The sequence below is a fragment of the Streptococcus sp. DD04 genome (genome assembly GCF_001578725.1).
Lineage (GTDB): Bacteria > Bacillota > Bacilli > Lactobacillales > Streptococcaceae > Streptococcus > Streptococcus sinensis.
This window is the reverse complement of sequence record NZ_KQ968976.1, coordinates 245,655-257,004: the sequence shown is the minus strand read 5'-3', so window position 1 is coordinate 257,004 and position 11,350 is coordinate 245,655. Positions and strand designations below refer to the sequence as shown.

Below are 11,350 nucleotides of genomic sequence, written 5' to 3'. Positions count from 1 at the left end.
CAATCCAGCAGTTGAGCTTTTAACAGGTTTTGACGATGAAGAAGCTCGTGACATTGCACTCATGATTAACCAGAAAAATGACGAGCGTAAGGAAATTGTCCAGCAGATTTATGAAGAGACAAAAAGTATGCTGGACGCTAAGAGACCAGTCCAGGTACTAGCCAAGGAAGGCTGGAATCTTGGTGTGCTGGGAATAGTTGCTGGGCGTTTGCTGGAAGAGCTACACCAGCCAGTCATAGTGCTTAACATTGAAAATGGTATCGCTAAGGGCAGCGCCCGCAGTATTGAAGCGGTCAATATTTTTGAGGCCTTAGACAGCCACCGTGACCTCTTTGTAGCTTTTGGTGGCCATGCTGGAGCAGCTGGAATGACTCTTAAAGCAGACAAGCTAACGGAACTTGCTGAGATCTTGACAGCTTACATCTTAGACAATGATTTGGATTTGACTGGCAAAACAGCCCTGTATTTAGATGAGGAGCTGCACTTGCCAGAACTGACTCTGGATACACTCAAAAGCTTTGAAAAACTTGCGCCTTTTGGTATGGACAATAAGAAGCCGCTTTTTTACCTCAAGGATTTTAAAGTGGACAATGCTCGGACTATGGGGGCTGGCAATAGCCATCTCAAGCTGAAAATTTCTCAGGAAGATGCTACTTTTGAAGTAGTAGCTTTTGGGCAAGGAAGCCTGGCGACAGAGTTTGCCCAAACCAAGAATCTGGAGCTAGCTGTCAGCCTCTCTGTCAATAAATGGAATGGACAGACTAGTCTTCAGCTCATGCTGGTAGATGCTCGTGTGGACGGCGTTCAGCTTTTCAATATCCGCAGCAAAAATGTGACGCTGCCTGACAAGGTTCCTGTCTTGCGTTTCACAGAGGAATTGCCGGATTTGACAAATAGCAGAGCAGTTGTGGTTTATGACCTGCCTGATGATTTGCAGGTCTTGAAGAAGATTCTTCAGTCTCAGGATTTCGAAGCGATTTACTTTAAGAATGAGATTGCCAAGTCTTACTATCTGACAGGTTATGGTAACCGTGAGCAGTTTGCCAAACTCTACAAGACAATCTACCAGTTTCCTGAATTTGACGTTCGCTATAAGCTCAAGGATCTAGCAGCTTACCTGAAAATCGACCCCATTCTCTTGATTAAAATGATTCAGATTTTTGAAGAACTGGGTTTTGTCAGCATCACAGAAGGCGTCATGAAAGTCAATAAGGAAGCTGAAAAGAAAGAAATTGACAGCAGTCACATTTACCAAGACCTCAAGCGCCTAGTCAAAGAACAAGAACTCATGGCATTGGGTACCGTGCAGGAGATTTATGACTATCTCATGGGTAAATAAGCGACAAACCTCCTTATTTTACAAATATTTTACATGTTAAAATATTTGATAGTCTGCTACAGCCTTTTTGAATAAAACATGGTATAATAGAGAGTAAAAAATTTTTTGAAAGAAAGAACATTATGAATTTAAAAGATTATATTGCAACTATTGAAAACTACCCAACGGAAGGCATTCTCTTCCGTGATATTAGCCCTTTGATGGCTGATGGGAATGCCTATAGCTACGCTGTACGTGAAATTGTACAGTATGCGACTGACAAGCAGATCGACATGATCGTTGGTCCAGAAGCGCGTGGCTTTATCGTAGGCTGTCCAGTTGCCTTTGAATTAGGAGTTGGTTTTGCCCCTGTTCGTAAGCCTGGTAAACTTCCTCGCGAAGTCGTTTCAGCTGACTATGCCAAAGAATATGGTGTAGATACTCTGACCATGCATGCGGATGCAATCAAACCTGGTCAACGCGTTCTGATTGTAGATGACCTTCTTGCGACTGGTGGGACAGTTAAGGCAACTATTGAGATGATTGAACGTCTTGGCGGTATCGTTGCTGGCTGTGCCTTCCTTATCGAGTTGGATGAGCTTAAGGGCCGCGAAGCAATCGGCGATTATGACTACAAGGTATTGATGCATTACTAAAGATATAGCTTATTACTATATCTAGTTAGAGAAAAAGTATAATTGAAAACTATATCTCCTTTGAGTATAATGAGTATATTAAACAAAAGGAGATATTTTCATGCCTATCAAGATTGATAAGAAGCTTCCAGCAGTTGAAATTTTAAGCTCTGAGAATATCTTTGTCATGGATGACGATCGAGCGGACCACCAAGATATCCGCCCTCTGAATATTCTGGTACTCAATCTCATGCCCCAGAAAATGGTGACGGAAACTCAGATTTTGCGTCATTTGGCCAATACGCCTTTGCAATTGACTATTGAGTTTCTTTATATGACTTCTCATACATCAAAGACCACTCAGGCAGAGCACATGCAGACCTTTTACAAAACCTTTGATGAGGTCAAAAATCGTTTCTTTGATGGTTTGATTATCACGGGAGCGCCAGTAGAGCATCTGCCTTTTGAGGCGGTGGACTATTGGGAGGAATTCCAGCAGGTGATCGAATGGTCTAAGACTCATGTCTTTTCGACTCTACATATCTGTTGGGGAGCTCAAGCTGCGCTTTATGCCCGATATGGTATTGACAAACATCAGATGGAACGAAAACTATCAGGGGTCTATACCCAGTCGGCACCAAGTAACAATCTTCTTTTCCGCGGTTTTGACGATGAGTTTTATGTTCCCCATTCTCGGCATACAGAGGTTTTAAAAGAAGATATTCTGAATCTAACAAATCTGGAAATTCTTTCTTATGGAGAAGATGCGGGTCTGTCCGTACTTGCTAGCCGCGATCTGCGAGAAGTCTACAGCTTTGGTCACATGGAATACGACCGTGATACTCTGGCTAAGGAATATTTCCGTGATCTTAAAGCGGAGAAAAATCCGCATGTTCCGGAAAATTATTTCAAGAATGACGATGTCAATTCGACTCCTTGTTTGCGCTGGAGCCTAGCGGCAGCTCTCTTTTTCAACAACTGGGTCAATTATGCTGTCTATCAGGAAACTCCTTTTGACTGGGAGAGTCCCGAAAATGATGTATCGTTTTTTGCTTATTTATAAGAGGTGACATGACGTATTTATCAGCTTTTAAATCCGGTAATTTAATTATTCCGAGCGCCCTTCTGTTCCATTTCAAGGAGATTTTTGACTCCAGTGATGATTTTTTGGTTTGGCAGTTTTTCTATCTGCAAAATACAACTTCGCTCGAAGAAGTTGCACCAAGACAGATTGCGGAAAATATTGGCAAGACATTGACAGAAGTTAATCGCTCCATGTCTCATTTAACTGAAAAAGGACTCTTGCAGTATAAGACTATCGAGCTGAATGGTGAAACGGAAGTAATTTTTGATGCTTCACCAGCCTTAGAAAAGCTGGATGAGATTCTGGCAGCTAAGACAGGAGATCAGCAGCCTGTTAAGACTGCGCAGAATATTTTGAAAGACTTAGTAGATACTTTTCAGCAGGAATTGGGCCGTTTACTTACACCTTTTGAAATTGAAGATTTGACCAAAACGATTCAGGATGATCAGACAAATCCTGACTTGGTTAAAGCGGCGCTTCGTGAGGCTGTTTTTAATGGGAAGGCTAACTGGAAATATATCCAAGCTATTTTGCGTAACTGGCGTCGGGAGGGCATTACTAGTCTGGCTCAGGTTGAAGCCAAGCGGGCAGAGCGTGAGGCAACCAGCCCTCAAAATATCACCATTTCAGACGACTTTCTAAGTGCTATGAATCTTTGGAAAGACTGAGATTCACTTTTTATTGTATAATAGAACTAAAATCTGAATGTTTCATTCAGATTTTTCTTATCTATCAGAGAGAAATATAGAAACTAAGAGTATATTTTATAACGGCAAAACCAATCTAACAGCGACAAAATGTGGGTTTCTCCTCTAAAAATGTCTTTCATAGCTAAATTGTAAAATATTGATGTAGGAAAAATCAAACTGTTATGGTATAATGGGAAAAGATAGATTATAAATGAATATTTGAAAGAACCTATTTTAAAATATGAAAAAAATTGTGATTAATGGTGGTCGCCCCTTAAAAGGAGAGGTGATCATTAATGGTGCCAAGAACAGTGTCGTAGCATTGATTCCGGCAGTGATTTTGGCGGATGATACGGTGATTCTTGATGGAGTACCCAATATTTCTGACGTTGATAGCTTGATTGATATCATGGAAGCAATGGGGGCAAGTATTAAGCGGGTAGAGGATAGTTTAGAAATTGATCCACGCGGCATTAAAAATATGCCGATGCCCTTTGGTAAAATCAATAGTTTGCGAGCATCCTATTACTTTTATGGCAGTTTGCTAGGACGTTATGGTGAAGCAACAGTTGGTCTGCCTGGTGGCTGTGATCTTGGTCCCCGCCCGATTGACCTACACCTTAAGGCTTTTGAAGCCATGGGAGCAAAGATGACCATGGATGGAAATTATATGAATCTGTCAACGGGTGGCAAACAGCTAGTCGGGGCAAGTATTTATATGGATACGGTCAGTGTGGGTGCCACCATCAATACAATTCTGGCTGCGGTTAAGGCTAAGGGGCGGACTATTATCGAAAATGCAGCACGTGAACCAGAGATTATTGATGTGGCTACCTTGCTAAACAATATGGGAGCTCATATTCGTGGGGCAGGTACAGACATTATTATCATTGAAGGTGTGGAAAGACTTCACGGAACCCGCCATCAAGTCATTCCTGATCGGATTGAGGCGGGAACTTATATCGCTTTAGCAGCTGCTATTGGAGAAGGAATCCAGATTAACAACGTCCTCTATGAGCATTTGGAAAGCTTCATTGCTAAGTTAGAAGAAATGGGCGTTCGGATGACGATTTCTGAGGACAGTGTTTTTGTCGAGAAACAGACTGATTTAAGAGCAATCAGTATTAAAACCTCTCCTTATCCAGGCTTTGCAACTGATTTACAACAGCCGATTACTCCACTATTGCTGACGGCGCGTGGTCATGGAAAAATCATTGATACGATTTATGAAAAACGAGTAAATCATGTCGCTGAGTTGGCAAAAATGTCAGGTAGAATTTCTACAGCCAGCAATCAAATTGTTTATGAAGGCCCAAATCAGCTACATGGGGCATCTGTAAAGGCAACAGATCTCCGTGCAGGTGCAGCGCTTGTTATTGCTGGTCTGATGGCTGAAGGCCAGACCGAAATTACCAATGTGGAATTTATCTTGCGTGGTTATTCCAATATTATTAAAAAATTAAGGAGCTTGGGTGCAGATATCCAGCTCATCGAAGAATAAGCGATAATCGCTTATTTTTTATAGAGGAAGCATATGAATTTGTGGACAAATTTAGCAGCTTTTTCATTTATTGAAATGGAGCATTTGTTTTTGCGTCCGATTATTTTTGAAGATGCAAAAGCTCTTTATAAAATAGCTTCAAATCCAGAAAACACCGAGTTTATTTTTCCGACTGAAAGCAGTCTGCAGGGAAGTGAATATCTTATCGCCAATTATTTTATGAAAAATCCTTTGGGAATATGGGCTATTTGTGATAAGGAAACAAACGAAATGATCGGATCTATTAAATTTGAAAGAATGGATGAGATAAAAAAAGAAGCTGAATTAGGCTATTTTTTGAGGAAGGACTATTGGGGACAGGGGTTGATGACCGAAATTGTCCGTGAGCTAGTTTTCCTTTCCTTTACAAAATTTGGTTTTAAGCGCCTGAGCATTGTCACGCATGCAGAAAATATAGCGAGTCAGAAAGTTGCGCAGAAAGCTGGTTTTAAGCTCTTTCGTCAGTTTAAGGGAAGCGATCGCTACACAAGAAGAATGCGAGATTATATTGAATATCGCTATGAGAGAGGAGATTTTAATGAGTAAGCATCAGGAAATTTTAGCCTATCTTGAAAATCTTCCAATCGGAAAAAGGGTCAGTGTTCGCAGTATTTCAAATTATTTAGGAGTCAGCGACGGAACGGCTTATCGGGCGATTAAAGAGGCAGAAAATCAAGGAATTGTTGAGACCAGACCTAGGAGCGGAACCGTTCGGGTTAAGTCAAAAAAAGTTGTTTTAGAACATCTGACTTATAAGGAGATCGTAGATATTACTGGCTCGGAAGTGCTGGCCGGAGAAAATGGTTTGGAGAAAGAATTTAATAAATTCTCCATTGGTGCTATGACGGAACAGAACATTCTGCGTTATCTGACAGAAGGAGGCCTCTTGATTGTCGGAGACCGAACCCAGATTCAGATGCTGGCGCTTGAAAATGAGAATGCGGTGCTGGTGACGGGTGGTTTTGAAGTCGATCCAGAAGTTTTAAAATTGGCCAATCGTAAAGAGATTCCAGTTTTTAGAACCAAGCACGATACTTATACAGTGGCGACCATGATTAACAGAGCCTTATCCAATATCCAGATCAAAACAGATATTCTGACAGTGGAACAGGTTTATCGGGCCAGTCATGAATATGGTTTTCTGCACGATACGGATACGGTGAGGGATTACTTGGATTTGGTTCGTCGCAACCGAACCAGTCGCTTTCCGGTTATTAATCAGCACCAAATGGTCGTGGGTGTCGTCACAATGCGGGATGCCGGTGACAAATCGCCTTTGACAACTCTAGATAAGGTGATGACTCGAAGAGTCTTTATGACGGGGCTTTCTGCCAATATTGCTAATATCAGCCAGCGTATGATTGCAGAAGATTTTGAAATGATTCCAGTTGTGCGTAGCAATCAGACCTTGTTGGGCGTGATTACCCGGCGTGATATTATGGAAAAGATGAGTCGGGCACAGATTTCTAGCTTACCAACTTTCAGTGAGCAGGTTGGGCAGAAAATCAGCCGTCAGGATGATGTTTTTTCCTTTACCGTTGAGCCTTTTATGTTGGATCAAAATGGTGTTCTGGCTAATGGAGTTTTGACGGAGATTATCACTCGAATTACGCAACAGATGATGTCAAATAGAGGGCGCAGTTTAATCATTGATCAGATGATGATGTATTTCTTTCAGGCGGTGCAGATTGATGATCTCCTGCATGTTCAGCCACAAATTATTCGTCAGACTCGGCGAGCGGCTATTATTGATTTTGATATGCTTCTGGGGACTAATCTGGTTTCCAAGGCTACCATTACTGTAAAGATTAACTAAAGCATTTAGATTTGTATTCGAAAAAAGATTTAAAATAGAACTTACAGACAGGAGATAGAATGATAACGTTAAAATCACAACGTGAAATTGACTTGATGGACAAGAGCGGAGACTTTCTGGCTTCTATCCATATTGGTTTGCGAGATTTAATTAAGCCAGGTCTTGATATGTGGGAAATTGAAGAATATGTTCGCAGACGTTGTAAAGAGGATAATGCTCTGCCCCTGCAGATTGGGGTGGAAGGAAGCGTCATGGACTATCCTTATGCGACTTGCTGCTCGCTTAATGATGAAGTTGCCCATGCCTTTCCTCGGCATCAGAGATTGGTAGAAGGTGATGTGATCAAGGTTGACATGGTTGTTGGTTTGGTGGAGAAAGCTGAATTGGATGTCTCTAAGTTAGATTTTAACAATGTCGCTGAAATGAAAAAACACACAGTGGAATTTCGGGGCGGTGTAGCTGATTCTTGCTGGGCTTACGCAGTTGGTCAAGTCAGTCCAGAGGCGCAAAAGCTGATGGATGTGACCAAAGAATGCCTTTATCGGGGGATTGAGGCAGCAAAAGTTGGCAATCGTATTGGAGATATTGGCGCAGCAATTCAAGAATACGCTGAAAGTCATGGCTACGGTGTCGTGCGAGATCTAGTTGGCCACGGGGTTGGCCCAACCATGCACGAAGAGCCAATGGTTCCTCATTACGGCCGAGCTGGTCGCGGCCTGCGTCTGCGGGAAGGGATGGTCTTAACGATCGAGCCGATGATTTCAACTGGAACTTGGGAGATTGATACGGATTATGAAACAGGTTGGGCTCATAAAACCCTTGATGGCGGACTTTCTTGCCAATATGAGCATCAGTTTGTGATTACTAAAGACGGTCCTCGCATCTTGACTAGTCAGGGTGAAGAAGGAACTTATTAAAAACAGCAAGGGTTGAGAAAGCATTTCTCAATCCTTCTTTTTTGAAGGAGGCTAGGAGTGAAGAAATGGATTGAAAAGGTTCGGAAGAATCAGTTTTTAGGAGCTTTTTTTGGGTTTTATCAATCAGCTGAGACGGATATTACGAGTATTGCAGTGGCTTATTATTCACTGATCTCGGTCTTTCCACTGCTTTTGATTCTCGTTAACATCCTGCCCTACTTTCAGATTCCAGTAGCCGACTTTTTGGAAGTGATTGAAGATGTGCTTCCAGAAACTTTTTATGAGGTAGTAGCAAAAATTGTCAGAGATGTTTTGACTCAGCCTTCTTCTGGTTTGCTGAGTTTCTCCATTCTTTCAGCCTTATGGACTTTTTCGCAGTCTATGAACTTTTTGCAAAAGGCCTTTAATAAGGCTTACGGAGTTGCTAAAAGTCGAGGAGTCATTTCCCATCGTCTGCTCAGTCTAGTAGTCAGCTTGGGGCTCCAGCTGCTCTTTGCTTTTGCCCTTTTTTTGACTATGTTCGGGCATATGTCGATGATCTTTATCCGCAATTTTTGGGAAATTGATGAAAGAACCTATCTGTATCTGCAAAATCTGACTCAGCCATTGATTTACTTCTTGCTGCTGGTTACTGTAGCTTTGCTTTATTATTTTCTGCCCAATGTGAAAATTAACAAAATCCGCTATGTTCTGCCGGGCAGCGCTTTTGTTGTATTCGCTATCATGGCCTTGCTGAATCTGTTTTCAGCTTACATGGACAAGTATGTCAATCATCTGGTTGACGTTCGCTTTTTCAGTTCCATTATCGTAGTAGTGATTATGGTGTGGTTTATCATCATTGCTAAACTATTGATTATCGGAGCTATTCTCAATGCAAGCTATCAAAGCTGTCGGGAATCTGAATTTGAGGTCGGTAAAGTGCGAAATTTTTCCTTTGTAAAAAAGGAAGACTAGCTTTCCTCTTAGCATTTGGCTGCTTAGTTGAAAGGGTCTGCAATTGACAGGTTTGAAAGGGACTTCTGGACATTTCTTCCACTTACCATTTGAAAAACCTGCTTTTTCATGTTAAAATAAAAGAAGTAATTTATAAAAGAGGTAATAAAGTGGCTTTTGGAGACAATGGACAACGTAAAAAAACTGGATTTGAAAAATTGACAATGCTGGTCGTGGTAATCATGTTACTTGTAACAGTCGGTGCAATTTTTGCATCAGCTATCGGCGCAATCTTCTAATCCTAAACGCTGCAAGGCGTTTTTTTAGAGTAAAAAAGAAGCGAGAATTTATATGAGTATGTTTTTAGATACAGCCAAGATTCAGGTCAAGGCTGGCAAGGGCGGCGATGGCATGGTGGCCTTTCGTCGAGAAAAATATGTACCCAATGGCGGACCTTGGGGCGGCGATGGCGGTCGTGGTGGTAACGTGATTTTTGTTGTAGACGAAGGTTTGCGTACCTTGATGGACTTTCGTTACAATCGTCATTTTAAGGCTCAATCTGGCGAAAAAGGGATGACCAAGGGAATGCATGGTCGAGGAGCGGAGGATTTGATTGTCCGTGTACCGCAGGGGACGACCGTGCGTGATGCTGAGACCGGTAAGGTGATTACAGATTTGATAGAGCACGGTCAACGATTTATCGTAGCGCATGGCGGTCGTGGCGGTCGTGGCAATATTCGCTTTGCTACACCTAAAAATCCTGCTCCGGAAATTTCTGAAAATGGGGAGCCAGGTCAGGAAAGAGAATTGCTGCTGGAGCTAAAAGTGCTGGCCGATGTTGGTCTGGTTGGATTTCCTTCGGTTGGCAAGTCAACCCTTCTGAGTGTGATTACATCAGCCAAGCCCAAAATCGGAGCCTATCACTTTACCACGATTGTTCCTAATCTGGGCATGGTTCGGACTCAGTCTGGCGAGTCTTTTGCTGTAGCCGATCTGCCAGGATTGATCGAAGGAGCCAGTCAGGGAGTAGGCCTAGGCACCCAGTTTCTTCGTCATATTGAGCGGACACGGGTTATCCTGCATGTCATTGATATGTCAGCTAGTGAGGGACGCGACCCTTATGAGGATTATCTTGCGATCAATAAAGAGCTGGAGTCCTATAATTTGCGCTTGATGGAGCGGCCACAGATTATTGTAGCTAACAAGATGGATATGCCTGACAGTGCAGAAAATTTGAAAGAATTTAAGAAAAAATTGGCTGCTAACTATGATGAATTTGAAGAGTTACCGCAGATTTTCCCTATTTCTAGTCTGACCAAGCAGGGGCTTGCCACGCTCTTGGATGCGACAGCTGAGCTGCTGGATAAGACACCTGAGTTTCTGCTTTATGAAGAATCTGATATGGAAGACGAGGCTTATTATGGCTTTGACGAAGAAGCGCCAGCCTTCGAAATCTCCCGTGATGATGATGCTACATGGGTGCTTTCAGGTGATAAACTAGAAAAACTCTTTACAATGACCAACTTTGACCGAGATGAGTCCATCATGAAATTCTCTCGTCAGTTGCGCGGTATGGGCGTTGACGAAGCACTTCGTGCGCGTGGTGCCAAGGACGGAGATTTGGTGCGCATCGGTAAGTTTGAGTTTGAATTTGTTGACTAAGGGGATATGTAATGGGTGATAAACCAATATCTTTCCGAGATGAAAATGGCAACTTTGTCTCAGCAGCAGATGTTTGGAATGCCAAAAAGCTGGAAGAACTCTTCAACCGGCTAAATCCAAATCGCAAACTTCGCCTTGAGCGAGAAAAGCTAGAGAAGAAGGAAGAGTAAGAAAAGCGAACCTAAAACAAGTTTTTTCAGTAAACCTCAAACAATTTCTCGGACTAGTGAAGTGGAAATCTAAGAAGGTAGTTTAAGGTGTCAGTACAAGCGACAAAACAAGGAGAGGACTATGATTCATTATAAGACAAATTCTCAACTACCTTTTACGGCTATTTTAGACCTTTATGTTTCAGTTGGTTGGAGCAACTATACCAATCATCCTCAGCATTTGGAGCAGGCATTCCATCAGTCTTTGTTTGTGATGGCGGCCTATGACGATGAGGAGCTGGTAGGTTTGATTCGAGCGGTCGGAGACGGCGTCTCTATTGTGTTTATTCAGGATTTGCTGGTGCATCCAAGCTACCAACGTCAGGGGATTGGCCGGAGTCTTCTTCAGCAAACACTAGAAAAATTTGAAGATGTTTATCAAATTCAGCTGGCAACGGAGCAGTCAGACAAAAATCTAGCTTTTTATCAAGGGAACGGCTTTCATCGGCAGGAAGATTTCGACTGTACTGGCATGATTTATGCACCTGATAAAAAGTAAAATATTACAAAAGGGGCTTGTCCATAAGCTCCTTTTGTAATATTTTAC

General features: G+C 42.3%; 13 protein-coding genes. All 13 read left to right on the top strand.

What is annotated here, in order from left to right; all coding sequences use genetic code 11:
- The coding region (locus tag STRDD04_RS11275; RefSeq protein ID WP_231853856.1) for a single-stranded-DNA-specific exonuclease C-terminal domain-containing protein at positions 1-1,339 on the top strand (1,339 nt) is incomplete at its 5' end.
- 122 nt (positions 1,340-1,461) lie between these two features.
- A complete protein-coding gene (locus STRDD04_RS01230; RefSeq protein ID WP_015605129.1) occupies positions 1,462-1,974 on the top strand; it encodes an adenine phosphoribosyltransferase in 513 nt (170 codons plus the stop codon).
- Between the two features lie 100 nt (positions 1,975-2,074).
- Entirely contained in the window at positions 2,075-3,016 is a 942-nt protein-coding gene (metA, locus tag STRDD04_RS01225; protein WP_062198640.1) for a homoserine O-acetyltransferase MetA, read from the top strand.
- Positions 3,017-3,024: 8 nt separating this feature from the next.
- Positions 3,025-3,705 carry a DnaD domain-containing protein gene (locus STRDD04_RS01220; RefSeq protein WP_062198638.1) on the top strand — a complete coding sequence of 227 codons (681 nt, stop codon included), beginning with the start codon at positions 3,025-3,027 and terminating at the stop codon, positions 3,703-3,705.
- Between the two features lie 262 nt (positions 3,706-3,967).
- Positions 3,968-5,227 (top strand): UDP-N-acetylglucosamine 1-carboxyvinyltransferase, encoded by a 1,260-nt coding sequence (locus tag STRDD04_RS01215; RefSeq protein WP_037615465.1) that lies wholly within the window; start codon positions 3,968-3,970, stop codon positions 5,225-5,227.
- A 33-nt stretch (positions 5,228-5,260) separates the two neighbouring features.
- Positions 5,261-5,812, top strand: coding sequence for a GNAT family N-acetyltransferase (locus tag STRDD04_RS01210; protein ID WP_062198635.1), 552 nt, complete (start codon positions 5,261-5,263; stop codon positions 5,810-5,812).
- Positions 5,805-7,082, top strand: a complete 1,278-nt coding sequence (gene spxR, locus STRDD04_RS01205; protein WP_062198633.1) for a CBS-HotDog domain-containing transcription factor SpxR — start codon at positions 5,805-5,807, stop codon at positions 7,080-7,082. Before STRDD04_RS01210 ends, spxR begins: the two co-directional genes overlap by 8 nt.
- 59 nt (positions 7,083-7,141) lie before the next feature.
- On the top strand, positions 7,142-7,999 hold the full coding sequence (locus tag STRDD04_RS01200) for a methionyl aminopeptidase (RefSeq protein ID WP_062198631.1): 858 nt from the start codon (positions 7,142-7,144) through the stop codon (positions 7,997-7,999).
- Between the two features lie 57 nt (positions 8,000-8,056).
- Positions 8,057-8,953: a YihY/virulence factor BrkB family protein gene (locus STRDD04_RS01195; RefSeq protein WP_062198630.1), complete on the top strand. Its 897-nt coding sequence runs from the start codon at positions 8,057-8,059 to the stop codon at positions 8,951-8,953.
- Between the two features lie 149 nt (positions 8,954-9,102).
- Positions 9,103-9,231, top strand: a complete 129-nt coding sequence (locus STRDD04_RS10475) for a DUF4044 domain-containing protein (protein WP_082757320.1) — start codon at positions 9,103-9,105, stop codon at positions 9,229-9,231.
- A gap of 52 nt (positions 9,232-9,283) precedes the next feature.
- On the top strand, positions 9,284-10,594 hold the full coding sequence (gene obgE, locus STRDD04_RS01190; RefSeq protein ID WP_062198628.1) for a GTPase ObgE: 1,311 nt from the start codon (positions 9,284-9,286) through the stop codon (positions 10,592-10,594).
- A gap of 11 nt (positions 10,595-10,605) precedes the next feature.
- Positions 10,606-10,764: a hypothetical protein gene (locus tag STRDD04_RS10830; protein WP_148881334.1), complete on the top strand. Its 159-nt coding sequence runs from the start codon at positions 10,606-10,608 to the stop codon at positions 10,762-10,764.
- Positions 10,765-10,885: 121 nt separating this feature from the next.
- On the top strand, positions 10,886-11,302 hold the full coding sequence (locus STRDD04_RS01185) for a GNAT family N-acetyltransferase (RefSeq protein ID WP_062198626.1): 417 nt from the start codon (positions 10,886-10,888) through the stop codon (positions 11,300-11,302).
- The last annotated feature ends 48 nt before the right edge of the window (positions 11,303-11,350 follow it).